This is a genomic window from Neisseria shayeganii 871 (assembly GCF_000226875.1).
In the GTDB taxonomy this organism is placed as follows: Bacteria; Pseudomonadota; Gammaproteobacteria; order Burkholderiales; family Neisseriaceae; genus Eikenella; species Eikenella shayeganii.
On sequence record NZ_JH164926.1, the window covers coordinates 1997619 to 2023251 of the forward strand.

Below are 25633 nucleotides of genomic sequence, written 5' to 3' on the forward strand. Positions count from 1 at the left end.
ATCATGGATGCCGATTTCCACTCTGCTCACCCAAGCGCACCGGCCGAAGCTGTCCTGGCAGACAACCTGCCGCCGTCCGCCCTGAGCGACGAAGCGCGGCGGGCTTTGGTGTATCTGTTGCGTCACGGAGTGATTCTGGCCTCGGAAAAAGCGCGCCTGTTTGACACCGTGTGCCGCTATCAGGCGCCCATACGCGCGCATTTGGCCGATGTGTTTTTGCGTTTGGTCCTAGACGATCGCCAAGGCGTGGTCTTTGTAGCCGCTGCCGAGGCGGAGGCGGGCGATGGGGAAGAAGGGGCGGATGAAGGCGGCGCGGTGTCGCTGATTAACCGCCGCACGCTCACCCTGTACGACACCTTGTTGCTGTTGGTGTTGCGCAAGCATTATCAGGAACGCGAAAACGCAGGCGAGCAGAAAATCATCATCGATTTGGAACGCATCAGTGCGTCTCTGTCGCCGTTTCTGCCGCTCACCGACCATGCCGCGCTGGACAAAAAACGCCTGCTGGCGCGCATCGGCAAGATGCTGGAACACAAATTATTGCAGGCAGTGCGCGGCGAAGACGAGCGCTATGAAATCACCCCGCTGATCCGCTATGTGATCAATGCCGAAACCTTGCACCGCCTGCTGGCGGAATACCGGCGCCTGTTGCAGACACAGCTGGGCGGTACGGCGGCAGAGGAGAACGTATGAAAGCGGCACCGGAATCCGTGAGCTACAGCCCCATCCGCCTGGCCGAATTGTCGGTGTGCAACTGGGGCTCTTTCCACGGCCTGCACACGGGCACCATTCATCCCGACGGCACGCTGATTACCGGCGACAACGGCAGCGGCAAATCCACGTTTATCGACGGCCTGATGGCCTTGCTGTTGCCGGCGGGCAGGGCCGCGTTTAATGTGGCCGCCGCCCAGGGCGACCGCAGCGACCGTTCGCTGATATCCTATATGCGCGGCAGCTTCGGTTCCGACCACGACGGCAGCGCCACCCGCACCAAAAGCAAGCGCGAAAAGGCGGTGATTACCGGCCTGCGCGCTCTGTACCGTGCCGAAGACGGCGGCGAAACCACACTGCTGGCGCTGTTTTGGACCGCGCAGGCGGGCAATGCGCTGGCGGATGTTAAACGCCTGTATGTGGTGGCGCGCCACAATCTGAGCCTGAAAACCGTGCTCGACCGCTTCGGCAGCGGCAATGTGCGCGGCCTGAAGCAATGGCTGCGCGGCCAGCAGGACGTGTACGACTGCGATGACAATTTCGCCAATTACCAAGAGCTCTACCGCCGTTTCCTGCATCTTTACAACCCCAACGCCCCGGCCTTGCTGTCGCGGGCGCTGGGGCTGAAGAAAATCGACGACCTCACGCGGCTGATTCGCGAACTGGTATTGGAACCGGCAGACATCCGCAGCGATGCCCGCAGTCTGGTGGCCGAATTTGCCGATTTGGAAAGCATTTACGCGCGATTGAGCGATGCGCGTGCCCAAGTGCAGCATCTGCACGAGCTGCCCGCCATGGCGGAGCGCATGCGTGCTTACGGCGCAGCGCTTGCGGCTTTGCAGGCACAGCGCAGCGGTCTGGCGGTGTATTTCGCCCGCGCCCATACCCGCTTGTGGGAAGCGCGTCTGGTGGATTTGATGGACGGCCTGAAAACCCTGCTGGCGGAAACCGGGGTATTGCGGCAGCGGCAGCAGGATGCGGAGGAGGACGAAAAACGCCGCTATCGCACATTTTACGATTGCGGCGGCGCGCGCATTGAGGAGCTGAAACAGGAAATCGCGCGCATACGGCAATTGGAAGAGCATATGGCCGCCGTGGCCGCCGATTATCAGCAGGACTGCCGCCTGTTGGGGCTGCCTGCGGATTTGGATGCGGCGCTGTTCCGCAGCCACCAGCAGGAAGCGCGGCGCCAAACAGGACAGGCAGAGGCGGCCGTGGGTGCACAGCAAGACCGTTTCAGCCAGGCCGCCGCCGCATTGGGGCAAACCCAAAGCACCTTGGCGGCGCTGGAAGAAGAAATCCGCGCCGTGGAAGCTCGTCCCGATTCCAATATCCCTGCCCGCCAGCAGCAATGGCGCGACGAATTGCAGCAGGCGCTGGGTTTGGCGCACGGTGAGGCGGTGTTTGTGGGCGAAATGCTGGATGTGCGCCCGGAAGAGCATGAATGGCGCGGTGCCATCGAGCGCGCCTTGGGTGGGTTGCGTACCACCTTGCTGGTGCCCGAAGACGATTACCCGCGCATCACCCGCTGGCTCAACAGCCGCCATCTTAGCGCACACATCCGCGTGCAGCTGGCGCACACACAGCAGGCCGCCGCCCCGGCGTTTGCGCCGCAAGGGCTGATGGCTAAGCTGCTCTGGCGCGAGCACCCCTACCGCAACTGGCTGCAACAGCATCTGGCCAAGCGCGACCTGACCGCCGTCGCGTCCGCCGCCGAGCTGGACAAAACCCCGTTTTCGATTACCCGCGAGGGTTTGCAGCATTGGGAACACGGCCGCTTCGAGAAAAAAGACCACAACCGCATCGACGACCGCCGCCATTGGTATCTGGGTTTTTCCAACCGCCTGCAACTGGCGCAGCTGCAAGAAGAAGCGGGCGTCTTGCAGGCGCAAGTGCGACAACAGCAGCAGGCCGTGGCCAGAGAGCGTGAGGCGCTCAACCGCAGCGGCCGGGTGCAACAGGCTTGGCACAATCTGCAACGTTACCGCTGGCAGGACATCGATGTGCCGCACCAACAGGCGCGTTTGCAGCAATGTCAGGCCGATTTGCGCCAATTGGAAGCCGCCGACGGCGATTTGCAGGCAGCCAAACGGCAGTGGGAGGCGGCACAGGCCGCCCTGAAAGCGGTGCAGCAGCAGCTGGCCGAACTGGGACGCCGCCAGGGCAGGCTGGAGCAGGAACAGGAAAATGCGGAAGAGCGCATCCGCAGCCTGCGCGCCGTGGCCAAGCAAGACTTGGACGATACGGTGGCCGCGCAGCTGGCCGAACGCACCGGCACCGTCAGCCTGGCCGATGCGGCGCAGCAGCAGGCCGCCGAGCAGGCGCTGGAGCGCGAGGTGGTGCAGGCGCAGCAACGGCAGAAAAGCGAAGAAAACCGCGCCATCAATATCATCAGCAGCTTTAAAGGGCGGGAAAAATGGCAGCCGCTCACGGCGGAATGGGGTGTCGGCTTGGACGGCTTGGGCGATGCCATCGAACATGTGGAATTGCTGGAGCGCGAAGGTCTGCCCAAACTGGTGGAGCAGTTTCGCGAACGGCTCAACAAACACACCACCCAGTCGCTCACCCGTTTGCGCAACCGCTTGGACAACAAATACGACGAAATCCGCGAGCGCATCGCCAAAATCAACCGCGTGCTGGCGCAAACCGAATTCCGCCCCGGCACTTATCTCAAGCTGGGCAGCCGCCGCGAGAAATTCACCCATGTGCAGCTGTTTGAACACAAAGTCAAAGCGGTCTTGGGCAGCGGCATCCACGACGAAGACCCGGAACACCGCTTTATGCTGCTCAAGGAAGTCATCGACATCCTCGCCAAGGCCAGCAGCCGCGACAGCGCCTACACCCTAGAGAGCCTGCGCCTGCTCGACCCGCGCTACCAGCTGGCGTTTTTTGCCGAAGAAATCGACCACGGCGACAAGCGCGTGCGCGATGTGCTCAATTCTTCCAGCGGCAAATCCGGCGGCGAAAAAGAAGCTTTTGCCGGCATGGTGGTGGCCGCCAGCCTCGCCTATGTGCTCACCCCCGACGACCACGACAGCACGGTGTACCGCACCGTGTTTCTGGACGAAGCCTTTTCCAATACTGCCGAGACCGTCAGCCGCCGCGTGTTGCGGGTGTTTAAAGAGCTGAACATCCATGTGAATCTGATTACCCCGTTTAAAAACCTGAATTTGGCGCGCGAATCGGCGCGCAGCCTCCTGATTGCCGAGCGCGACGCCGACAGCCACGAGAGCCGTCTGTGCGAGATGACGTGGGAGGAAATCGATGCCCAGCAGGCCGAACATCTGCGCCGACAGCTGGCACAGGGAGAGACTCTGGGCATTGAGTGGGAGGGTGCATGAGCGCGCCGCATTGGGGCGTGCTGCCTGAAACACTGGCCGCCGAACTCTACCGGCGCGAGTGGGGCAGCGCCGCCAAGCGGCAAAGACTGTTGCGCGGCGAACGTCCGTTTCCCCTGAGTGTGAATTTGAAACCGCCCACCAGCAAACAGGCGTTGCAAAACCCGCAGCATTGCCAGGCTTTTGTGGCTGCCTGGAAGCAGGTTTTGCCGCAACAGGTGGTGTGGGAAACACGGCAATTGCAGCATTTCGGCAGCATTGCCCTGCCGCAGCGGCTGGTGCTGGCGGATGCCGACAGCCTGCTGGCGCTGATAGGCGAACAGGGTACATGGGCGCGCTGGCAGACACTGATTGCACGCGTGACCGAAGTCACCGGCTGCCGCGATGCGGTCACCGCGCAGGTGGAAGCATTGGACAGGCTGCCTGAACACGAATTGGCCATGCTGCTGCGGGTATGGCCGCAATTGCAGCCGGGCATGGGGCAGGGCGCTTATCTGCGCGCCTTGCCCTTGGCGGGCGCACACAGCAAATTTGTCGAACAGCACGAGCCACTGCTGCTGCCGCTGCTGGCCGCCTGTTACGGCGAAGCCGTGAGCGCGCAAGGTTTGGGCGCATGGTTGGGCTGTCAGGCACCGCCCAAAGACTGGCTCTTGGTACGCCCCTTGGATGCGGCCACACAGGCGGCCTTGGGCGGCTGGCAGGTACTGCGCCTGCCGACCGAACAGCTGCGCCGCCGCCCTCTGCCCGGTGTACGGGTGCTGATTGTGGAAAACGAGCAGTCCTGTCTGAGTCTGCCGCAGCTGCCGGACACCGTGGCCGTGGCCGGCGGCGGGCGCAATACCGCCTGGCTGGATGCGCCGTGGCTGGCAGACAAACAGGTGGCCTATTGGGGCGATATCGACCGCCACGGCCTGAGCATCTTGAGCCGGGCGCGCCAGCGCCTGCCCACGATAACCGCCTTGTTGATGAACGAAGCGGCACTGGCCCACGGCCGCAATTTCTGCACCACAGACCCCAGCAGCGGCAGCCTGGCCGAACCGGAGGCCCTCAACAAAGCCGAGCGCCGTCTGTGGCAACAGCTGCACCGTAGCGACCCGCCGCTGCGTTTGGAGCAGGAATATGTGACTGCCGAGGACTTGGCTCGCGAATTGGCCGCGTGGATTTCAGGCAGCCTGAAAAATGCGTAGAATGCAGGGCTTTTATGCCCATTCAGAAACACAGCTAAATAAGGTAGTGAGCAGAAGACAAGACAGTATGGAACTCACTTTGTTGCCGCTTTAGCAACTTGCAAAATCGTTCTCTTCGAGCCGTACACAGCGGTACGGTATCCTTCTGTATTGAACGACTATAACTTAAGTGCTTCAAATTGTAATTAAGCGAATACAAAAAGATGAAAATGAATTTTAAACCCCGTATTAAAATCAAAAATTTTGGTGCGATTAAAAGTACAGATCCAGATAATGTCGGTTGGCTGGATATTGATAAGGTAACCGTTTTTATCGGTGACCAAGGTTCCGGGAAAAGCACGGTCGCAAAGCTGATATCTACCTTTATGTGGATTGAAAAAGCATTAGTGCGCGGGGACTACGATGAGAAGTTTTTTCATCGGAAAGGCAAGTTTGTTAATCAGTTTTTGAAATACCATCGTTTGGAGCATTATCTGCATGCAAACAGTTATATTGAATACGAGGGTTTGGAAAAGCACATTGTTTATGAAGACGGACGCTTACGGATTGAAAATACAATAAAATCACATCAGGAAGCATATGTTTTACCGCAGATTATGTATATCCCTGCCGAACGAAATTTTATTTCTTACGTGAAAAGTGCGCGCGAATTGAAAATTTCTTCGGAAAGTATGCAGGAGTTTTTGACAGAGTTTAATAATGCCAAAAAATTAATTAAACAAACGTTTAACCTACCTATTGGCGGAGTCAGTCTGGAATATGACCGCTTAAATGACCGCTTGAATTTAAAAGGACAGGAATACAAAATTCAATTAAGTGATGGATCGAGCGGATTTCAATCGACAGTACCGTTACTCCTGGTGTCGGATTATTTGGCAAAATCGGTTCAAAATCCCAAAGGAAATAATATGCCGATGTCTGAAAAAGAGCGTGAAAATTTTGCCAACGAAATGAAACAAATTCTGGGGAATACCGACTTATCCGAAGAGCAACGCCGTATGGCAATTTCACTTGTTTCTGCAAGATTTAATAAGAAATCTTTTATTAATATCGTAGAAGAACCAGAGCAAAATTTATTTCCCGGCTCGCAATGGGAAATTTTAAAAGAATTATTGAATTTAAATAATATTAATAAAAACAATCAACTGGTGATAACGACACACAGCCCTTATATTGTGAACTATCTAAGCATTGCCGTTGCGGCAAAACAAACTTTTGATCATTCTTTAGAAACAATTTCTAATCATTTAGTAGATGCAGTTGACTCTCGATCTGAATATAAACAGTTGTTATTGTCAGAAGCTTTGACAGTTGAAGATTTAGAAAAACAGATTAAGGAGAAAATTAATCAAATCGTACCTGAAACGGCATGGCTGGACAGTGGTGATTTGTCGGTGTATCAATTAAAAGACGGCAGGGTCACTTTATTACCTGAAATTAACGGCATTCCATCTGATGATAATAACTTGAATCAGATACTGATTGCAGGGAATGAGCTGATTGACCAACTCTTGGAAATTGAAGATGAATACAGTGGCATATGATTTCTTTGATTTATCTACCAATAATGGTGAGCCTGTGCGTACCGCTCCACGATTCGGCCTATGTGATGATGATTGTGATGAGAATAAAGAGAAGCCTGCATATTCTGATGTTGGATTTTCTGAAAAATGGATAGCAACTGTACAAAATCCAAACAATATAGAAATTCAATTTTATGCAATTGATAAACGGATTAAAATTTTCATCACCGGGAATGAGCAAAGCCTATGTGATGGGATGCTTAGATTTTCGGATAGTTTGTATTTAGTTGAGTTAAAAGTAAAACAAAAGAAATGGGCTTCAGAGGCTGTTGATCAGTTAAAAAATACTATTGTTTTTTAAAACAATACCATGCTAGTGAATTGGCCCAACTCCGCACTAAAAAAGCCTATGCCTGCAACCGTAAGCACCCTAATTTTCCATATTCCCGACGTGATCAAATAAGAAGATTTTATAATGAAACCGGCTTCCGATTAGATATCCAAGCAACAATTAACATAAAGTGAATTCAATCATGACAAACCCGTCTCTCTTAATCGAACTCCTCACCGAAGAGCTACCCCCCAAGGCCCTCAACAACTTGGGCAACAGCCTTGCCGCTTCCATCGTCGAAGGCTTGGAAAAAGAACAATTCATCGAAGGCACAGCCGAATATACCGCTTACGCCTCGCCCCGCCGCTTGGCCGTACAAGTGAAAAACGTTAAAGCTGCACAGGCCGACCGCTTGGTGGTGAAAAAAGGCCCGAGCGTGGCTGCCGGCATGAAAGACGGTGCGCCTACCAAAGCGTTGGAAGGCTTTGCCCGCTCTTGCGGAACCAATATTGCCAGTCTGAAAATCGACAACGACGGCAAACAAGATGTGTATGCCTACGAATTTACCCAACAAGGCCAGCCTTTGGCGGCCTTGATCAGCGACATTTTGGCGCAAGCCGTGAAAAAGCTGCCGATTCCGAAAGTGATGCGCTGGGGCAGCAGCACACATACCTTTGTGCGTCCGGTGCATGGTTTGGTGGTCATGCACGGCACAGACACCGTACCGGCTTCGGTATTGGGTTTGGACAGCCGCAGCCACACTCTCGGCCACCGCTTCTTGAGCAGCGGCGACATCGTATTCCCAAATGCTGACAGCTATGCCGAAAAAATGCGCCATGAAGGCAAAGTGATTCCTTCGTTTGCCGAACGCAAAGCCGCCATTCAGACGGCCTTAAACGAACAGGCAGGCCGTCTGAATGCCACGGTCGCCGCCGACGAAGCCCTGCTCGACGAAGTAACCGCACTGGTGGAATGGCCGGTGGTATTGGAAGCGCAGTTTGAAGAACACTTCCTCGCCGTGCCGCAGGAATGCCTGATTCTCACCATGCAGCAAAACCAAAAATACTTCCCGCTGCTCGATCAAAACGGCAAGCTGATGAACCGCTTCCTGCTCGTTTCCAACCTGCAAACCGAAGACCCGAGCCACATCATCCACGGCAACGAACGCGTATTGCGAGCCCGCCTGTCTGATGCCGAATTTTTCTACAAACAAGACCAAAAAGCCACGCTCGAAAGCCGCCTGCCCAAACTGGAAAACGTGGTGTACCACAACAAACTGGGCAACCAAGCCGAGCGCATCAGCCGCCTGATGAGCATCAGCGGCCACATCGCCAAAGCATTGGGGGCTGACGTTGCCGTTACCGAACGCGCAGCCCGCTTGGCCAAAGCCGACCTCGTTACCGAAATGGTCGGCGAATTTCCCGAGCTGCAAGGCACCATGGGCAAATACTACGCCCGACTTGACGGCGAAAGCCCGGAAATTGCCGATGCCGTCGAACAGCATTACCAACCCCGCTTTGCCGGCGACAAGCTACCTGAAAGCCCGGTTGCCACCGCCGTCGCCTTGGCCGACAAACTGGAAACCCTGGTCGGCATTTGGGGCATCGGCCTGATTCCCACCGGCGACAAAGACCCCTATGCCCTGCGCCGTTCCGCACTTGGCGTGTTGCGCATGTTGATGCAACACGATTTGGACATCAACGATCTGCTTCAGACGGCCTACAACAGCTTCCCGCAAGGCAAACTCGCCGACAACACCGTTGCCGAAGTTGCCGACTTCATGCAGGCACGTTTGGCCGTGTTGCTGCAAAACGATTACCCGCAAGACATCGTTGCAGCCGTATTGGCCAAAAAACCTAGCCGTTTAAACGACTTGGCTGCCAAACTGCAAGCTGTGGTCGCGTTCAAACAACTGCCCGAAGCAGCCGCTCTTGCCGCCGCCAACAAGCGCGTACAGAACCTGTTGAAAAAATCCGATACCGAATTAGGCGCAGTAAACGAAAGCCTGCTGCAACAAAACGAAGAACAAGCCCTGTTTGCCGCTGCAAAAGATTTGCAGCCGAAAATCGAAGCCGCCTTGGCTGCCCAAGATTTTCAGACGGCCTTATCCGCTTTGGCTTCGGTGAAACCGCAAGTAGATGCCTTCTTCGACAATGTAATGGTAATGGCCGACGATGCCGCCGTAAAACAAAACCGCCTGAATCTGTTGAAACAACTGGCGGATTTGATGAATGCTGTGGCGGACATTGCCAAGCTGGGTGAGTAAACCGGCACACCGCCCAAGCACACCGGCAGGCTACCTGAAACCGCTTTCAGGTGGCCTGCTCCGCCATCGGCCCGGCCGCCGCCCATCCGCTATATAATGGCAGCCGTTCCGTCCAGCGTCCCACAGGCTACCCGAATCCCCATGCATTACGACCACATCAGCTTCCATCTCGACGAAAACTATCCCCCCGGGCTACCTGAAAGCCACGCCGCCCACCACATGGGCTACTACTACGCCTGGGCGGCATCGCAAAACCTGCACAGCCCTGCCGCTGCCGCCCTGCCCGGCTTCAGCCAACTGCAAAACGGCACCCTCTCCGGCACAGACTTCGTGCTGAAACAGCTGGGCGGCGGCTTGGACGAAACCTGCTTCAACGATTTGGGCAAGCGCTTCACCCTCTATTACTACTACGACGAAGAAGAGGGCTACGGCAAATTCATCGAAGATTATTTCCAAACCCTCGGCTTGGAAAACAACCGCGATTTCTACCGCACCCCAGACAGCCGCAGCCAGCAGGCAAAACTCAATGCCGCTTTTCAGGTAGCCTTCGAGCGTTGGCAGCAATCTTTGGCGGACTGATCCATATGTTGCACAACCACGTCATCAGCCTCAGCCACGCCCACACACGGCGCAGCCACATCCGGCAAGAATTCGGGCGGCAGCAGATTCCCTTCCACTTTTTCGACGCCCTCACGCCTGCCGATTTGACCTCTGTCGCCCCCCGCTTACTGCCGAATGTGCAGGCAAGCCTGCTCAGCCCGATCGAGCAGGCCTGCCTCATGAGCCATGTTTCGCTGTGGCAGCGGTGTCTCGATGAAGACCTGCCCTACATCGCCATTTTCGAAGACGATATTTTCTTGGGCAAACAAGCCGATGCTTTCTTGACCCGCTCCGGCTGGTTGCACGCACTGCAACCGCAGCATCAGGCTTTTGCCGTCCACCTGGAAACCGTCTATCAAGCCTGCCGCTGCAGCGCCAGCCGCATACCGCCGCATGCCGGCCGCGCCCTGCTGCGGCTGCGCAGCTTCCACTACGGCGCCGGCGCCTATATCCTTTCCCAAGCCGCGGCACGCTGGCTGCTGGCCTATGTGCGCCGCCTGCCCGCCCAAGACGTCGACCCGGTGGATGCCATTTTGTTCGACCATTTGGTTTCCAGCCGCCCTCTGGCCGTTTACCAAATGCAGCCCGCCCTCTGCATCCAAGACATCATCCTCCATCCCGCCACCCAACAGCAGTTCGGCAGCCAAATGGAGGCAGAACGGGCCAAACAGCCTAAACCGAAAGCCCAGCGCACCCTCCGTCACAAACTGCAGCGGGAAATCGGCCGCCTCCGCCGCAAATGGCACCGTTTCCGCTACCGAAACCTGCCCCTGCAAACCATCCCGTTCGAATAATATGCACACACCTACAATTGCCGTACTCTACATCGCCACCGGCCGCTACACGGTGTTTTGGGAGCCGTTCTATCAGAGTGCCGAACGCTTCCTGCTGACCGACTGCCGCAAACACTATTTCCTGTTTACCGACAGCCCCGAACCGCTGGCCGGAGAGGCTGAAGGCAAGGTAACGCGCATCCACCAAAACAAACTCGGCTGGCCTTACGATACCCTGATGCGTTTTGAAATGTTTCTCGGCATCAAAGCACAGCTGGCGGCTTACGACTTCATCTATTTTTTCAACGGCAACACCGAATTGCTCAGTCCGGTCAGCCGGGAAGACCTGTTGCCGCTGCAGGCGCACGAAAACTTGGTGGCCGCACGCCAACCGCACATTACCCATCTGAGCGCCGACGAATTTCCTTACGAGCGCAACCCGAAATCCACCGCCTGCATCCCCCGCGGCCAAGGCCGGTATTATTTTACCGGAGCGCTCAACGGTGGCCGCGCTGCTGCCTATTTGGCCATGTGCGAAACCCTGAACCGGCATATCCAACAAGACTTGGACAAAAACGTCATCGCCCTGTGGCACGACGAAAGCCAGCTCAACCGCTACCTGCTCGACCGCAACGATGTCAAAATCCTGCCGCGCTATTTCACCCGCGGCGAAACCGAACCGTGGAAGCAGAACGCCAAAGTCATGTTTTCCGACAAAACCCATTACCGCTTCGGCGGCCATGCCTATCTGCGCGGCGAGAGCGAGCAGAAAATCAGCCGCGAAGAGTGGGAGGCCGAATACCGCGTACCCGCCGATGTGGCCGCCACCGCCCGCCAACCGCACACCGTTTTCGCCACCGACGCCAAATGGAAACGCCGGGTGGACGCCTGCAACCGGCGGCCGTGGAAAATCTTATACAAAGGCTTGGTACCCAAGCCGGTGCGCAACCGCCTGAACAAAAAAGCCCAGTTGGCCCAACAGCGGCATGTGGCCGCCTGCTGGGAGCGTTTTTTAAAAGCCTACTTCTACGGCATCCTCGAATCTTTTTCCCTGCAGCCGAAACAAGACCTGCGCGGGCGCAAAATCATCTGGCAATATTGGGGGCAAGGCGCGGATGCAGCCGATTTGCCCGACATCGTGCGCCTGTGTTTCCACTCCGTCGAACAGCACAAAGGCGATTACGACATCATCCGCTTGGACGACGGCAACGTCAGAGACTATGTCGATTTTCCCGACTTCGTTTGGGAAAAGCGGCACAACCCCGAATTCAAACACGCCTTCTTTGCCGATCTGCTCCGCCTTGCCCTGCTCGACCTCTACGGCGGCGCTTGGCTGGACGCCACCATCCTGCTGACCGCCCCGCTGCCGGAAGGCTACCTGAAAGATGCTGGCTTTTTTATGTTCCAACGCGATCCCGCCGCCGCAGACCAAGCCGCGTGGGAAAAACTGAATGCCGACTACTTCGGCTGGCAACCTAACCATAAAGTGAGCGTCCTCAACAGCTTCATCATGGCTCACCCCGGCAACACCGTCATCCACACCTGTCTGGATCTGCTGCTGAACTTTTGGAAAACCCAAAACCGCATCCCGCACTACTTCTTTTTCCAGATCATGTTCCACGAACTGATGCGCCTGTATTTTGCCGACCGCCAATGCCCGCTGGCGGACGACACCCTGCCCCACCTCCTCTACCGCCAAATACAGCAGCCCTTCGATGCCGGCCGATTTGCCGACATCACCCGCCGCTGCGGCGTACACAAACTGAGCTACCTGAAACACTGCCCGCCCGGCTCGTTCTACCACCACCTGCGCACCGAAGCCGGCCTGCCGCCCGCAAACGCCAACGGACACTGAGCCATGCACATCCTCGTTACCGGCGGCGCCGGCTTTATCGGCTCCGCCCTCGTCCACCACCTCATCCGCCACACCGAACACCGCGTGGTAAATGTGGACAAACTCACCTACGCCGGCAATCCCGCCTCTTTGGCCGAGGTTGCCGACCATCCGCGTTACGCTTTCGAGCAGGCAGACATCTGCGATGCTGCCGCCCTCGGCCGCATTTTTGCCGCCCACCGGCCCGATGCCGTGATGCACCTGGCCGCCGAAAGTCATGTTGACCGCTCGATTCACGGCCCCGCCGCTTTTATCGACACCAATTTGGTCGGCACCTACACCCTGCTGGAAGCCGCTCGCGCCTATTGGCAGGGGCTACCTGAAAGCCAGCAAACTACTTTCCGCTTCCACCACATTTCCACCGACGAGGTGTATGGCGATGCCGAAGGCCGCAGCCAGCCATCCGCCGAAAGCGACCCCTATGCCCCCAGCAGCCCGTATGCGGCCGCCAAAGCCGGCAGCGACCATCTGGTACGCGCCTGGCACCGTACCTACGGTCTGCCCGTTGTGCTCAGCCACAGCAGCAACAACTACGGCCCGCGCCAGTTTCCGGAAAAACTGATTCCGCGTATCATCCTGAATGCCCTGCACGGCCTGCCGCTGCCCCTCTACGGCGACGGCCGCCAGTGCCGCGACTGGCTGTTTGTGGAAGACCACGTCCGCGCCTTGCTGCAGGTGCTAAACCAAGGCCGCATCGGTCATAGCTACCACATCGGCAGCGGCTGCGAAGCGGAAAATCTCGAAGTGGTACACACCGTTTGCGCTCTGCTGGAAGAGCTGGCGCCACAGAAACCTGCAGGCGTATCCCGCTATGCCGACCTGATTGCCTTCGTTGCCGACCGCCCCGGCCACGACCGCCGTTATGCCTTAGACAGCAGCAAAATCCGCAGCGAATTGGGCTGGCAGCCGCAATACGGCTTGGCCGACGGCCTGCGCCAAACCGTCGGCTGGTATTTGGCCAACCCGTCTTGGTGGCGGCCGCTGTGGCACCAAGCCGCCGTATCAGACACTTAGCGCCAAGAAGCACCCCTGCCCACACATTTTCCCTGTCTCAACCTCCAGGAGTCCTGCCATGTCTGCCCGCTTTTTACACACCGTTTTAGTACTCGGCCTCACACTCGGCGCCGCCGCCTGTGCGACATCTTCTAATAAAACCGGCCCGGCACCGAAACCGCAAACACAGCAGGCCGACGGCAGCAGCATCGAGCGGGCGGTGGTCATCCGCGAAGACGACACCCGCCGCGGCATCGCCGCCGAAAACCGCTGGATTCAGACCAACCTGCCCGGCTGCCGCAAAACCGGACAAGCCCTGCTCCAGCACAACGGTGGCATTTACGACCAAATCCGCCTGCGTTGCGCCAACGGCCAAACCCGCGCCGTCTATTTCGACATCCGCCACTTCTTCGGCAAAATCGACGGCCGTCCGCTGATGTAGAACGGCTGCATCCTGCTTTCAGGTAGCCCACTGCCCAAGGTATTTATGAAAGGCATTCTGCTCGCCGGCGGCGCCGGCACACGGCTGCACCCCACCACCCGCGGCGTTTCCAAACAACTGCTGCCGGTGTACGACAAACCGATGGTGTACTACCCGCTGTCGGTGTTGATGCTGGCCGGCATCCGCGAAGTGCTGCTCATCACCACCGCCGAAGACCAAGCCGCCTTCCGCCGCCTGCTCGGCGACGGCAGCGGTTTCGGTATCCGCCTCGAATATGCCGTACAGGCGCGGCCGGAAGGCTTGGCGCAAGCGCTGATCATCGGCGAACACTTTCTCGACGGCGGCCCTGCCTGCCTGATCTTGGGCGACAATATTTTTTACGGCCAATCGTTTACCCAAACCCTGCGCCGGGCAGCGGCCAGAACACACGGCGCCACCGTGTTCGCCTATCAGGTGAAAGACCCCGAACGATTCGGCGTGCTGGCTTTCAACGAGCAGAACCAGCCTGTTTCCATCGAAGAAAAACCGGCCCGTCCGCCGTCCAACTGGGCGGTAACCGGCCTCTATTTCTACGACTGCCGCGCACCCGAATTCGCCAAACAGCTGCGCCCCTCCGCACGCGGCGAACTGGAAATCACCGACCTCAACCGCCTGTATCTGGCCGACGGCTCGCTGCAGGTAGAACGCCTCGGCCGCGGCTTTGCCTGGCTGGACACCGGCACCCACGAGAGCCTGCACGAAGCCGCCTCTTTCGTGAAAGCCATCGAAAACGTGCAAAACCTTCAGGTAGCCTGTTTGGAAGAAATCGCCTGGCGCAACGGCTGGTTGGACACGGCACAAATACGCACACTGGCCGCCGGCATGGGACAAAATGCCTACGCCCGCCATCTGCTGCGTTTGGTCGGCGGCGGCTGACGCCCCACTCCATCTAACCTTTGCTTTCAGGTAGCCTGATGCGCCTTCTCCCTGCTTCCCTGCCCGACATCAAAATCCTCCAGCCGCAAATCTTGGGCGACGAACGCGGCTGGTTTGCCGAAACCTTCCGCGCCGACTGGTTTCGCACCCATGTGTGCGACTGCACCTTCGTGCAGGAAAACCACTCCCGATCCGCCGCCGGCGTGCTGCGCGGCCTGCACTACCAATCGGCCAACCCGCAGGGCAAACTGGTGCGCGTGATTCGAGGCGCAGTGTTTGACGTGGCGGTGGATTTGCGTAAAAGCTCGCCCGACTTCGGCCGCTGGTGCGGCACCGTTTTATCGGCCGAAAACCGCCTACAGCAATGGATTCCGCCCGGATTCGCCCACGGCTTCTGCGTATTGGGCGAGGGCGCGGAATTTGTCTATCAATGCACGGACTATTACAATCCGCACGCCGAGCACACCCTGCTTTGGAACGACCCCACCCTCGGCATTGACTGGCCGCTGGCCGGACGGCCGCTTTTGTCGGCCAAAGACCGTGCCGGCACCCCTTTTGCCCAAGCCGTCTGTTTTGATTGAGCCTGCTCATGATTCCTGTCTACATCGTCTCCCTCGCCGGCGAAACCGAACGCCGCGAACACATGCGCGGGCAATGCCGCCGTTTCGGCTTGGCAGCGGTTTTTATCGATGCCGTCGATATGCGGCAGGCCGGGCAAAAGGATATCGAACGGCTCTCTACCCGAATGTTGCACAAAAAGCCGAAAAAACAGCGCTGGCTCACCCGCGGCGAGCTGGGTTGCGCCTTAAGCCACCATCGGGTTTACGAAGCTGTTTGCGCACAAAGCCAACCCTACGCCCTGATCTTGGAAGACGATGCCGAATTTATCCGCAACCCGCTGCCGCTGTTGGACGAAGGCTACCTGAATGCCTTATCCGACCAATACCCATTTGACGTGCTGATTGTGGGCTATGTGAAAACCCTGCCTCAGCAGCTGCCTTATTACTACCGCCGCCTGCCCATCAAATACCGCGCCGCCATGGCTACCGACGGCGAAACCGTGCGCTTCGGCACCCCGTGGGAACAATACGGCTGCGGTACCGTGGCCTATATTGTCAGCCGTGCCGGCGCGGAAAAACTGCGGGCAGCCACCCAAACGCCGTGCGCCGCCGCCGACGACTGGCTGTATTTCGAGCAACACCACCGCCTGCGTATTCTGCACAGCCGGCCGGCTTTCGTGCTGGAAGCGCTGGAAAAGCTCGACAGCACCATCCGCATCGAAAAAGCAGACTTTCTCCGCTCCAAGGCCAGCAGCGTCATCATCCGCAGCGTCAAAGGCTACCTGAAACACTTCGCCATGAATTACCTCGGAATGAAAGCATGAAACTGATTATTCTCGACCGCGACGGCGTGCTCAACCACGACCGCGACGACTTCGTGAAGTCGGCCGACGAATGGGTGCCCATCGAAGGCAGCATGGATGCGGTGGCCTTTCTCAAGCAGGCCGACTACACCGTGGTGGTGGCCACCAACCAATCCGGCATCGGCCGCCACTACTTCACCATGCAGGATTTGAACGAAATGCACGAAAAACTGCACCGTCTCGCCCGCGAAGCCGGCGGCGGCATCGACGGCATCTGGTTCTGCCCGCACACCGATTCCGCCCGCTGCCACTGCCGCAAACCCAAGCCCGGCATGGTGGAAGACATTCTCGACCGCTTCAATATGTCGGCCGAAGGCGTGTATATGGTGGGCGACAGCCTGCGCGATTTACAGGCCATCGCCGCGGTGGGCGGCCAGCCCGTGCTGGTGCTCACCGGCAAGGGCAAAAAAACCCTGGCCGCCGGCGGCCTACCGGAAAACACGCAAGTGTTCGACGACCTGCTCGCCTTCGCCAAACACCTCAACACCCAACCTGCTCCCCAACAGGACGCCCTATGCTCTGGATAAGAAACCTCGCCTATTGGCTCTTGGTGGCGCTGATCACTCCACCGCTGTTTGTCGTCTTGGTGCTGGCCGCTCCCTTCCCGCGCGGCATCCACACCATGGCCACCCGCTGGGCGCTCACCCTGATGTGGCTGCTGGAGCATGTGGTCGGCCTCAAATATACCGTAGAAGGCGCGGAAAACATTCCGGCCGGCCCCGCCGTCATCTGCTGCAAACACCAGTCCGGCTGGGAAACCTTGGCCACCCAAAAAATCTTCCCCGCCCAAGTATTCGTGGCCAAGCGCGAGCTGTTCCTGATTCCTTTCTTCGGTTGGGGGCTGAAACTGGCCGGCACCATCGGCATCGACCGCAAAAACCCCGCCAAAGCCAGCGCTCAAATCATCGAGCAGGGCAGCCGGCGCAAAGCCCAAGGCTTCTGGATCACCATTTTCCCGGAAGGCACCCGCATTGCCCCGGGCAAAAAAGGCCGCTATAAAAACGGCGCCGCCCGCATGGCCAAACTCTTGGAAATGGATTTGGTGCCGGTGGCGCTCAACAGCGGCGAATACTGGCCGAAAAACTCGTTTTTAAAATACCCCGGCGAAATCCGCGTCATCGTTTGCCCGCCGATCGCACACGACAGCGGCGACATCGACGCGCTGACCCGCGCCTGCGAAGCCGCCATCGAGAGCCGTATGCCGGCCATCACCGGGCTGGGCCCCTGTTACCGCAAGGAGACGGCATGAACGGCGACCAAATCGGCGCGGCCGCGATTGCCGCGGCTGCGATCGTGTTTTTATGGTGGTACAAAGGCCCCTGGCTGGCCGAACAGGCCCCGCGCTGGCGTCTGCCGCTGCTGATTGCCGGCACCGCCGCGATTACCGCCAGCCTGTTGTATTACTTAGGCTGGATCGGCTAAACAGCCTGAGGTCTTTCAGGTAGCCCGCAATACTGTTCCCGCCCATGCACCATCAGCTTTCCGACGGCCGCCGCATCCGCCTTGAACTGCGCCGCAGCGCCAAGAAAAACATCATCCTGCGCCCGCAGGGTGCAGACAACCTGCGCCTGAGCGTGCCGCCCTGGTTGGGCGAAACCGAATTGCGCCGCTGGCTGGCCGCCAACGAAGCCGCCTTGCGCCGTTTGCTCGACCAAGCGCCCGCCGCCGATGCCGCACCAAAGCACATCTGGCTGTACGGCGAAGCACGGCTGCTGTCGCCGCAAGCCGGCAGCGGCATCCGCCTGGAAGCAGACTGCATCAGGCTACCTGAAAGCCCGTGGCCGCAACAAAAAAACCTGCTGCGCCGGCATCTCCACAGCCGGGCCGCCGATTACCTGCTGCCGCGCCTGCAGGCACACGCCGAACGCCTGCAGCTGCAGCCCGCCGCCTCCGCCCTCACCTCGGCCCAAACCTTCTGGGGCGTCTGCCGTCAGCGCACCGGCATCCGCCTCAACTGGCGGCTGGTGGGCGCACCCGAATATGTGGCCGACTATGTGTGCGTGCACGAACTGTGCCACCTGCCCCACCCCAACCACAGCCCGGCCTTCTGGCAGCTGGTCCGCCGCCACACCCCGCACACCGATGCGGCCAAAGCCTGGCTGAAACAGCACGGCCGCGAACTGTTTGTTTTGGACTAGTTGTTTTGGACCGGGCTTGCCTGACAATCAGCCGACCTCCCCCGCCCGGACCACACCGCCGCCCTGATATTCACCGCTCAAAAACCACACCGAAAGGAACCCGCCATGAGACTGCTCCACACCATGTTGCGCGTCGGCGATTTGCAGAAATCGCTGGCCTTTTACCAAGACGTGCTCGGCATGCGCCTGCTGCGCCAAAAAGACTACCCCGACGGCCGCTTCACCCTCGCCTTCGTCGGCTACGGCGACGAAGCCGACACCGCCGTGATCGAACTCACCCACAACTGGGACACCCCCGCCTACGATCTGGGCAACGGCTACGGCCACATCGCCATCGAAGTGGAAGACGCCTACGCCGCCTGCGAAGCCGTACGCGCCAAAGGCGGCAAAGTTACCCGCGAAGCCGGCCCGATGAAGCACGGCAGCACCGTGATCGCCTTTGTGGAAGACCCCGACGGCTACAAAATCGAATTCATCCAAAAACACGGACGGCAAGACTGCCCCCCCACGCCGAAGGCTACCTGAAACCCTTTCAGGTAGCCTGATTTACTGCTGCTGGCTTATAATCGTCTCTTTCGTTTCCATCATATTCATATCAGGCCCGCCGCCATGCAAGAACACTACCAACCCTCGCTGATCGAGCCCGCCGCCCAGAAAAAATGGGCCGACCATCACGTCTTTAACGCCGTCGAAGACTCCTCCCGTCCCAAGTTTTACTGCCTCTCCATGTTCCCCTACCCCAGCGGCAAGCTGCACATGGGCCACGTGCGCAACTACACCATCGGCGACGTGCGCAGCCGTTTCAAACGCCTCAACGGCTTCAACGTGATGCAGCCCATGGGTTGGGACGCCTTCGGCATGCCGGCCGAAAACGCCGCCATGGAGAACGGCGTCGCCCCCGCCAAATGGACCTATGAAAACATCGACTATATGCGCGGCCAGCTCAAAAGCCTGGGCTTTGCCATCGATTGGGCGCGCGAATTCGCCACCTGCACCCCCGAGTATTACCGCTGGGAGCAGCTGTTTTTTACCAAGCTGTTTGAAAAAGGCGTGATCTACCGCAAAAACGGCACCGTCAACTGGGACCCGGTCGATCAAACCGTGCTCGCCAACGAGCAGGTGATCGACGGACGCGGCTGGCGTTCGGGCGCGCTGATCGAAAAGCGCGAAATCCCGATGTATTACTTCCGCATCACCGATTACGCCGAGCAGCTGCTGGCCGATTTGGACGAACTCGACTGGCCGGAACAGGTGAAAACCATGCAGCGCAACTGGATCGGCAAATCGCGCGGTATGCAGGTGCGCTTTCAGGTAGCCGAAGACAGCAAACAGGGCTTGAGCGGCGAGTATGCCGATTATCTGCAAGTCTATACCACCCGCCCCGACACCCTGTTGGGCGCCACCTATGTGGCGGTGGCCGCCGAGCATCCGCTGGCCGCCGCCGCCGCGGCCGGGCAGCCCGAACTGCAAGCCTTTATTGCCGAATGCAAATCCGGCAGCGTGGCCGAGGCCGACATGGCCACCATGGAGAAAAAAGGCATGCCCACCGGCCGTTATGTGCTCAATCCGCTCAACGGCGAACGCTTGGAAGTGTGGATTGCCAACTATGTGCTGTGGGGCTACGGCGACGGCGCGGTGATGGCGGTGCCCGGCCACGACGAGCGCGACTTTGAATTTGCCAACAAATACGGCCTGCCGGTAAAACAGGTCATCGAATCCACCCTTCCTCAGCCCGCCTACAACCCAAGCGAGTGGCAGACATGGTACGGCGACAAAGAACACACCCGCCTGATCAACAGCGGCGAATTTGACGGCCTGGATTTTCAAGCCGCCTTCAACGCCATCGGCGCCAAACTGCAAAGCCTGAACGCCGGCGCACTGAAAACCCAATACCGTTTGCGCGACTGGGGCATTTCCCGCCAGCGCTACTGGGGCTGTCCGATTCCGATTGTCCATTGCGACAGCTGCGGCGACGTACCGGTACCGGCCGAACAGCTGCCGGTGGTGCTGCCCGAAGACGTGGTGCCCGACGGCAGCGGCTCGCCGCTGGCGAAAATGCCCGAGTTTTACGAAACCACCTGCCCGCACTGCGGCGGCCCCGCCCGCCGCGAAACCGACACCATGGACACCTTTATGGAATCCAGCTGGTACCAGTTCCGCTATATGTCGCCGCAGTTTGAGGGCGGCATGGTCGAGCCGGCGGCAGCGCAATACTGGCAGGCGGCCGACCAATACATCGGCGGCATCGAACACGCCATTTTGCACCTCTTGTACGCCCGCTTCTTCACCAAGCTGATGCATGAAGAAGGCATCGTACCGGTGAAAGAACCGTTCAAACAGCTGCTCACCCAGGGCATGGTAGTGTGCGGCACCTTCTACCGCGAACAGGCCAATGGCCGTAGAGATTGGTTCAATCCGTCCGATATCGAACTTTCTCTTGACGAAAAAGGCCGCCCTACTTCCGCCATACTGAAGGCCGACGGCCAGCCCGTCACCATCGGCGGCATCGAGAAAATGTCGAAGTCGAGGAAAAACGGCGTGGATCCTCAAGCTTTGATCGACGCCTACGGCGCCGACACCGCGCGCCTGTTTATGATGTTCGCCTCGCCGCCCGAGCAGTCGCTGGAATGGAGCGACGCCGGCGTGGAAGGCGCCCACCGCTTCCTGCGCCGCCTGTGGCGCACGGTGTACGAATTCCAAAAACAGGGCGCCCCGGTTGCCGCCTTTTCAGGTAGCCAAGACGGCCTCTCCACCGCCCTGAAAGACCTGCGCTTCAAGCTGCACAGCACCATCGCCAAAGTCACCGACGACTACGACCGCCGCCAGCAATTCAACACCGCCATCGCCGCCGTGATGGAGCTGCTCAACCAATACGACAAAACCGACACCGCCGATGAAAACGGCCGCGCCGTGGCGCAGGAAGTATTGGAAAGCGTGATGGTGTTGCTTTGGCCGATTGTGCCGCACATCTGCGAAACCCTGTGGGCGGTACTGCGCCCTGAAGGCAAAGTGTGGGAACAGGGCTGGCCGAAAGCCGACCCCGCCGCGCTGGTGCAAACCGAAATCGAAATGATGGTGCAGGTAAACGGCAAACTGCGCGACAAAATCACCGTGGCCGCCGATGCCGATCAAGCCGTCATCGAAGCCGCCGCGCTCGCCAGCGCCGGTGCGCAGAAATTTACCGAGGGTAAAGTTGCGAAAAAAATTATCGTGGTACCCAAGCGCTTGGTGAACATTGTGGTATAAAGCCGCCCCACCGCAGACTGCCTGACCGACGTCAGGCAGTTTGTTTTTACGGTAACGGTTTCAGGTAGCCCCTCCGGCTGACAGAAACCTGCTTACTCCACCCCATTATCCATAAGAAATGAATCACAAATGAACACCAAACCCCTGCTCTTCACCTCTCTTCTGGCCGCTTTATTGTCTGCCTGCGGCAGCAGCGGCGGCAGCGGCCCTTCGGTCGGCCAGCTGCCCACCCCCCAAGCGGCACCGCAACAAGACGCTCAAGCCGAAGCCCAGCCCCAAGCCGAAGCCAAACCCGAACCCCCGCCGCCGCCAACACCCCAAGAATTGGATCGGGCCGTCTTCAACCGTTTGGGCGTTAACACGCCCAAAGGCTTCGACACATCCGGCTTGGTCAAGCTGAACCTGCAGGCAGACGGCAAAAACATCGAATTGCAGATTTTCAACCCCGAAACCGGCAATAATTTCCTCGGCAAGCCGGAAATGCAGACCCTGCGCGGCCATGACGGCAGCCTGATCGGCTATTACGGCCATGCCCGCATCAACAAAATCATCCGCTCCCCTTATTACCCCGACGAAGTTACCGGCAGCGAACTGGTCTCGCTTTATGTACAGCAGGCCGACGACAGCCGCCTGAAACGTCCCGAAGGTATGGACCAAGTGCAGTACCGCGGCACCATGTATTACCACTACCACGACAACCAACCGCAAACCGCCGACGTGCTGGCCACCTACCGCGGCAGCGACAAAACCCTGGCCATGAAAATCGACGGCAGCGGCGATAACGGCGTGCGTACCTGGTATCTCGGCGGATTCGGCAACACCGTCCGCAGAGGCAGCAGCAATCTGTCCGTTCCGGTGAGCGACAACGGCAAGGTCAGCGGCACCTTATGGCTGGACAACACCGGCGGCCGAGACGCGCGTTTGAAACCTGACGGCCATTTTGACGGCGGTTTCTACGGCACCCAAGGCGAAGTATTGACCGGCAAAGCCTCCAACGAAGGCGGCGAGAAATGGGAAGGCGTGATCGGCGCCACCGCCGCCCAAGCCAAACCTTAACCCGGCTCCCGCACAACGGCCGCATCCGTCCGCATGCCCGACAGCAGGCCGGCCGAAAGCAGCAGCACGCTTTTCAGGTAGCCTGTTGTTTATCGCCGCCTTCTGTTGCCGCCGGCATGATATGATGCCCGCCGTTTCCAATACCTTGTCCCGCCATGACCGCCCAGCGCATCCGCACCCTCACCGACACCCTCAACCGCTACGCCCACGAGTATTACACCCTCGACGCGCCCAGCGTGCCCGATGCCGAATACGACCGCCTCTACCGCGAGCTGGAGGCGCTGGAGGCGGCACACCCCGAGCTGAGGCTACCTGAAAGCCCTACCCGGCGGGTGGGTGGCGCCATGCTGGCCGGTTTCGACACCGTGGTGCATGCGGTGCCGATGCTGTCGCTCAACAATGCCTTTTCGCCGCAAGACGACAGCGGGGCCTTTGATCATGCCGAAATGCGCGCGTTCGATGAACGGGTGGGCAAAGACTTGGGGCTGGCGCAGGTGGTGTATTGCAGCGAGCCCAAATTCGACGGCTTGGCGGTGAGCCTGCTGTATCAGCACGGCGTGTTGGTGCAGGCCGCCACCCGCGGCGACGGCGCCAGCGGCGAAGACGTGACCGACAATCTGAAAACCGTGCGCAATGTGCCGCTGCAACTGCAAGGCGGCCATCTGCCCGAGTTGATTGAAGTGCGCGGCGAAGTGCTGATGCTGAAAGCCGATTTCGCCGCGCTCAACCGACGCCAGGAGGCGGCGGGGCAGAAACCGTTTGCCAACCCGCGCAATGCCGCCGCCGGCAGCCTGCGCCAACTCGATTCCAAAATCACCGCCCAACGCAAACTGCATTTTTTCGCCTACGGCATCGCCCGCCAACAAGGCGGCAAAGTAGCCGAGACCCACATCGACGAGCTGGCCTATTTGGGCGGGCTGGGTTTCAGCCTGCCTGAAGGCCGCTTTGCCGTGTGCAAAGGCATCGAAGCAGTGCTGGCCTTTTACGAGCGCTTGGCCGCCGAGCGCGCCAGCCTGCCCTATGAAATCGACGGCGTGGTGGTGAAAGTGAACAGCCTGGCTCAGCAACAACAGCTGGGTTTCGTGTCGCGCGCGCCGCGTTGGGCGGTGGCGCACAAATTCCCCGCCGAAGAAGCGCTGACGGTGGTGGAAGCCATCGATGTGCAGGTGGGCCGCACCGGTGCGGTCACGCCGGTGGCGCGCTTGCAGCCGGTGTTTGTCGGCGGCGTCACCGTGACCAACGCCACCCTGCACAACCAGGACGAAGTCAGCCGCAAAGACGTGCGCGTGGGCGACACCGTGGTGGTGCGCCGCGCCGGCGACGTGATTCCCGAAGTGGTGCGCATCCTGCCCGAGCGGCGGCCGATGCTGGAAATACCGGGCGCAGACTTGTTTTCAGGCAGCCTCTCGCCGCAATCTCCGCCCTTCAGGCTACCTGAAAACTGCCCGGTGTGCGGCAGCGCGGTGGTGCGCGAAGAAAACGAAGCGGTGGCGCGTTGCAGCGGCGGCATGCTGTGCGCGGCGCAGCGGGCGCAAGGCTTGATTCATTTCGCCGCGCGTAAGGCGATGGACATCGACGGCTTGGGGCAAAAACAGATTGAAGCGCTGGTGGCGCAGGATTTGGTGCACGGCTTTGCCGACCTCTACCGCCTCGACATCGCCACCTTGCAACAAATCAAAGACGGCGGCCAAGACGACAGCGGCAAACCCAAACCGCAAAAATGGGCGCAGAATATTCTCGACGGCATCGCCGCCAGCCGCACCCCGCCGTTGGCGCGACTGCTGTTTGCCTTGGGCATCCGCCATGTGGGCGAAAGCACCGCCAAGCAGCTGGCCGCCGCCTTTGGCAGTCTGGCACTGCTGCGGCAGGCGCCGCAGCCCTTGCTGGCGTGCCTGCCCGACATCGGCGGCGTGGTGGCGGCCTCGATTGCCGATTATTTCCGCCAGCCCGCCCAAAGCGCGCTGTTGGACGATTTGCTGGCTGCCGGCGTGCAGCCGCAGGAAGGCCCGCCCAGCCCGCGGCTGGCGCAGTATTTCGCCCCGGAGCAATGGCTTGCCCGCCTGCCCGGCATCAAACTGAGCGAAAAACGCGCTGCCGAATTATGGGTGCTGGCCGGCTGTAGCATGGACGGTCTGTTGCAAGACGAAGCGCTGCCGGCAGCCTGGCAGCAATGGCGCACGCAAACCGAACACGCCGCCCTGCTGCGCGACATCGCCCGCTTTCTGGCCTTATTGCCCGAGGCCGCAGACCACACTGCCGCAGCCGGCGCTTCCGACAGCCCGCCTGCGCCGCTGGCCGGCAAAACCGTGGTGCTCACCGGCACCCTGCCCAGCCTCAAGCGCGATGAAGCCGCCGCCTTGATTGAAGCGGCCGGCGGCAAAGTGTCCGGCAGCGTGTCGAAAAAAACCGATTATGTGGTGGCCGGCGAAGCCGCCGGCAGCAAGCTCGACAAAGCCCAAGCTTTGGGTGTGGGCATTCTGGACGAAGCCGGCCTGCTGGCGCTGCTAAACGGAGAGCGCCACAGCGGATAAACCGCCAAGCGCCGTTGCGGATTGCCTGCCCCAATATACGAGAAAGGCTGAGACCTTTGCAAAACCCCAGGCCAACAAACAGCCGGAACATGCTTCATCATATTCCGGCTGTTTTTGCGTAAAAAGCAGACAAACCACCCCTGAAATCCCCTTCAAGTGCCTAATTTCTAGGCACTTCCTGCCTGTTCAGGCAGCAACAGGCACACGTATCCTGTTGGCTGCTTTCAACAGGTTCACACACATCGCCTTCAGGTGGCTTTGCGCCT

Annotated in this window: 22 protein-coding genes; all 22 read left to right on the forward strand. The window is 59.2% G+C overall.

The annotated features are described in order from the left end of the window. Positions 1-3 precede the first annotated feature (3 nt). The 22 genes from HMPREF9371_RS09285 to ligA all read left to right on the forward strand — a co-directional run bounded on the left by HMPREF9371_RS09285 (position 4) and on the right by ligA (position 25367). Positions 4-693 (forward strand): DUF4194 domain-containing protein, encoded by a 690-nt coding sequence (locus HMPREF9371_RS09285; protein ID WP_009119825.1) that lies wholly within the window; start codon positions 4-6, stop codon positions 691-693. Next, complete coding sequence (locus HMPREF9371_RS09290) at positions 690-4052, forward strand: ATP-binding protein (protein ID WP_009119826.1); 3363 nt, start codon at positions 690-692, stop codon at positions 4050-4052. The genes HMPREF9371_RS09285 and HMPREF9371_RS09290 overlap by 4 nt, the downstream gene beginning before the upstream one ends. After that, complete coding sequence (locus HMPREF9371_RS09295) at positions 4049-5236, forward strand: Wadjet anti-phage system protein JetD domain-containing protein (RefSeq protein WP_009119827.1); 1188 nt, start codon at positions 4049-4051, stop codon at positions 5234-5236. The genes HMPREF9371_RS09290 and HMPREF9371_RS09295 overlap by 4 nt, the downstream gene beginning before the upstream one ends. Before the next feature lie 209 nt (positions 5237-5445). Further along, positions 5446-6780, forward strand: a complete 1335-nt coding sequence (locus tag HMPREF9371_RS09300; RefSeq protein ID WP_156787022.1) for an AAA family ATPase — start codon at positions 5446-5448, stop codon at positions 6778-6780. Further along, on the forward strand, positions 6761-7120 hold the full coding sequence (locus HMPREF9371_RS12610; RefSeq protein ID WP_156787023.1) for a hypothetical protein: 360 nt from the start codon (positions 6761-6763) through the stop codon (positions 7118-7120). Before HMPREF9371_RS09300 ends, HMPREF9371_RS12610 begins: the two co-directional genes overlap by 20 nt. Before the next feature lie 172 nt (positions 7121-7292). Beyond that, positions 7293-9356, forward strand: coding sequence for a glycine--tRNA ligase subunit beta (gene glyS, locus HMPREF9371_RS09305; RefSeq protein ID WP_040660453.1), 2064 nt, complete (start codon positions 7293-7295; stop codon positions 9354-9356). Positions 9357-9497: 141 nt separating this feature from the next. Then, positions 9498-9935, forward strand: coding sequence for a DUF7832 domain-containing protein (locus HMPREF9371_RS09310; protein ID WP_009119831.1), 438 nt, complete (start codon positions 9498-9500; stop codon positions 9933-9935). Between the two features lie 5 nt (positions 9936-9940). Further along, complete coding sequence (locus HMPREF9371_RS09315; RefSeq protein WP_009119832.1) at positions 9941-10750, forward strand: glycosyltransferase family 25 protein; 810 nt, start codon at positions 9941-9943, stop codon at positions 10748-10750. A gap of 1 nt (position 10751) precedes the next feature. Further along, the gene (locus tag HMPREF9371_RS12810) at positions 10752-12584 is read left to right on the forward strand and encodes a family 6 glucosyltransferase (protein WP_009119833.1); all 1833 of its coding nucleotides are present in this window, start codon (positions 10752-10754) and stop codon (positions 12582-12584) included. Between the two features lie 3 nt (positions 12585-12587). Then, the gene (rfbB, locus tag HMPREF9371_RS09330) at positions 12588-13637 is read left to right on the forward strand and encodes a dTDP-glucose 4,6-dehydratase (protein ID WP_009119834.1); all 1050 of its coding nucleotides are present in this window, start codon (positions 12588-12590) and stop codon (positions 13635-13637) included. Between the two features lie 58 nt (positions 13638-13695). Further along, positions 13696-14058 (forward strand): hypothetical protein, encoded by a 363-nt coding sequence (locus HMPREF9371_RS09335; protein ID WP_009119835.1) that lies wholly within the window; start codon positions 13696-13698, stop codon positions 14056-14058. A 45-nt stretch (positions 14059-14103) separates the two neighbouring features. Continuing rightward, positions 14104-14973: a glucose-1-phosphate thymidylyltransferase RfbA gene (gene rfbA / locus HMPREF9371_RS09340; RefSeq protein ID WP_009119836.1), complete on the forward strand. Its 870-nt coding sequence runs from the start codon at positions 14104-14106 to the stop codon at positions 14971-14973. Positions 14974-15011: 38 nt separating this feature from the next. After that, the gene (gene rfbC / locus HMPREF9371_RS09345) at positions 15012-15554 is read left to right on the forward strand and encodes a dTDP-4-dehydrorhamnose 3,5-epimerase (RefSeq protein WP_040660455.1); all 543 of its coding nucleotides are present in this window, start codon (positions 15012-15014) and stop codon (positions 15552-15554) included. A gap of 8 nt (positions 15555-15562) precedes the next feature. Next, positions 15563-16357 (forward strand): glycosyltransferase family 25 protein, encoded by a 795-nt coding sequence (locus HMPREF9371_RS13625; RefSeq protein WP_009119838.1) that lies wholly within the window; start codon positions 15563-15565, stop codon positions 16355-16357. Then, positions 16354-16923, forward strand: a complete 570-nt coding sequence (gene gmhB / locus HMPREF9371_RS09355; RefSeq protein ID WP_009119839.1) for a D-glycero-beta-D-manno-heptose 1,7-bisphosphate 7-phosphatase — start codon at positions 16354-16356, stop codon at positions 16921-16923. Before HMPREF9371_RS13625 ends, gmhB begins: the two co-directional genes overlap by 4 nt. Continuing rightward, positions 16911-17645, forward strand: a complete 735-nt coding sequence (locus HMPREF9371_RS09360; RefSeq protein ID WP_009119840.1) for a lysophospholipid acyltransferase family protein — start codon at positions 16911-16913, stop codon at positions 17643-17645. The genes gmhB and HMPREF9371_RS09360 overlap by 13 nt, the downstream gene beginning before the upstream one ends. Beyond that, a complete protein-coding gene (locus HMPREF9371_RS12615; protein ID WP_009119841.1) occupies positions 17642-17818 on the forward strand; it encodes a hypothetical protein in 177 nt (58 codons plus the stop codon). Before HMPREF9371_RS09360 ends, HMPREF9371_RS12615 begins: the two co-directional genes overlap by 4 nt. Positions 17819-17862: 44 nt before the next feature. Next, complete coding sequence (locus HMPREF9371_RS09365; protein ID WP_009119842.1) at positions 17863-18534, forward strand: M48 family metallopeptidase; 672 nt, start codon at positions 17863-17865, stop codon at positions 18532-18534. A gap of 105 nt (positions 18535-18639) precedes the next feature. Further along, positions 18640-19059: a lactoylglutathione lyase gene (gene gloA, locus HMPREF9371_RS09370; RefSeq protein WP_009119843.1), complete on the forward strand. Its 420-nt coding sequence runs from the start codon at positions 18640-18642 to the stop codon at positions 19057-19059. A gap of 84 nt (positions 19060-19143) precedes the next feature. Further along, positions 19144-21780, forward strand: coding sequence for a leucine--tRNA ligase (leuS, locus tag HMPREF9371_RS09375; protein ID WP_009119844.1), 2637 nt, complete (start codon positions 19144-19146; stop codon positions 21778-21780). A 129-nt stretch (positions 21781-21909) separates the two neighbouring features. Further along, positions 21910-22836 (forward strand): hypothetical protein, encoded by a 927-nt coding sequence (locus HMPREF9371_RS09380; protein WP_040660457.1) that lies wholly within the window; start codon positions 21910-21912, stop codon positions 22834-22836. 155 nt (positions 22837-22991) lie between these two features. Next, positions 22992-25367 carry an NAD-dependent DNA ligase LigA gene (gene ligA, locus HMPREF9371_RS09385; RefSeq protein WP_009119847.1) on the forward strand — a complete coding sequence of 792 codons (2376 nt, stop codon included), beginning with the start codon at positions 22992-22994 and terminating at the stop codon, positions 25365-25367. Positions 25368-25633: the final 266 nt, after the last annotated feature.

Excerpts from the sequence above, each read along its gene's own strand:
- HMPREF9371_RS09285 (WP_009119825.1), top strand. The coding sequence starts at position 4 with ATGGATGCCGATTTCCACTCTGCTCACCCAAGCGCACCGGCCGAAGCT.
- HMPREF9371_RS09290 (WP_009119826.1), top strand. The coding sequence starts at position 690 with ATGAAAGCGGCACCGGAATCCGTGAGCTACAGCCCCATCCGCCTGGCC.
- HMPREF9371_RS09295 (WP_009119827.1), top strand. The coding sequence starts at position 4,049 with ATGAGCGCGCCGCATTGGGGCGTGCTGCCTGAAACACTGGCCGCCGAA.
- HMPREF9371_RS09300 (WP_156787022.1), top strand. The coding sequence starts at position 5,446 with ATGAATTTTAAACCCCGTATTAAAATCAAAAATTTTGGTGCGATTAAA.
- HMPREF9371_RS12610 (WP_156787023.1), top strand. The coding sequence starts at position 6,761 with ATGAATACAGTGGCATATGATTTCTTTGATTTATCTACCAATAATGGT.
- glyS (WP_040660453.1), top strand. The coding sequence starts at position 7,293 with ATGACAAACCCGTCTCTCTTAATCGAACTCCTCACCGAAGAGCTACCC.
- HMPREF9371_RS09310 (WP_009119831.1), top strand. The coding sequence starts at position 9,498 with ATGCATTACGACCACATCAGCTTCCATCTCGACGAAAACTATCCCCCC.
- HMPREF9371_RS09315 (WP_009119832.1), top strand. The coding sequence starts at position 9,941 with ATGTTGCACAACCACGTCATCAGCCTCAGCCACGCCCACACACGGCGC.
- HMPREF9371_RS12810 (WP_009119833.1), top strand. The coding sequence starts at position 10,752 with ATGCACACACCTACAATTGCCGTACTCTACATCGCCACCGGCCGCTAC.
- rfbB (WP_009119834.1), top strand. The coding sequence starts at position 12,588 with ATGCACATCCTCGTTACCGGCGGCGCCGGCTTTATCGGCTCCGCCCTC.
- HMPREF9371_RS09335 (WP_009119835.1), top strand. The coding sequence starts at position 13,696 with ATGTCTGCCCGCTTTTTACACACCGTTTTAGTACTCGGCCTCACACTC.
- rfbA (WP_009119836.1), top strand. The coding sequence starts at position 14,104 with ATGAAAGGCATTCTGCTCGCCGGCGGCGCCGGCACACGGCTGCACCCC.
- rfbC (WP_040660455.1), top strand. The coding sequence starts at position 15,012 with ATGCGCCTTCTCCCTGCTTCCCTGCCCGACATCAAAATCCTCCAGCCG.
- HMPREF9371_RS13625 (WP_009119838.1), top strand. The coding sequence starts at position 15,563 with ATGATTCCTGTCTACATCGTCTCCCTCGCCGGCGAAACCGAACGCCGC.
- gmhB (WP_009119839.1), top strand. The coding sequence starts at position 16,354 with ATGAAACTGATTATTCTCGACCGCGACGGCGTGCTCAACCACGACCGC.
- HMPREF9371_RS09360 (WP_009119840.1), top strand. The coding sequence starts at position 16,911 with ATGCTCTGGATAAGAAACCTCGCCTATTGGCTCTTGGTGGCGCTGATC.
- HMPREF9371_RS12615 (WP_009119841.1), top strand. The coding sequence starts at position 17,642 with ATGAACGGCGACCAAATCGGCGCGGCCGCGATTGCCGCGGCTGCGATC.
- HMPREF9371_RS09365 (WP_009119842.1), top strand. The coding sequence starts at position 17,863 with ATGCACCATCAGCTTTCCGACGGCCGCCGCATCCGCCTTGAACTGCGC.
- gloA (WP_009119843.1), top strand. The coding sequence starts at position 18,640 with ATGAGACTGCTCCACACCATGTTGCGCGTCGGCGATTTGCAGAAATCG.
- leuS (WP_009119844.1), top strand. The coding sequence starts at position 19,144 with ATGCAAGAACACTACCAACCCTCGCTGATCGAGCCCGCCGCCCAGAAA.
- HMPREF9371_RS09380 (WP_040660457.1), top strand. The coding sequence starts at position 21,910 with ATGAACACCAAACCCCTGCTCTTCACCTCTCTTCTGGCCGCTTTATTG.
- ligA (WP_009119847.1), top strand. The coding sequence starts at position 22,992 with ATGACCGCCCAGCGCATCCGCACCCTCACCGACACCCTCAACCGCTAC.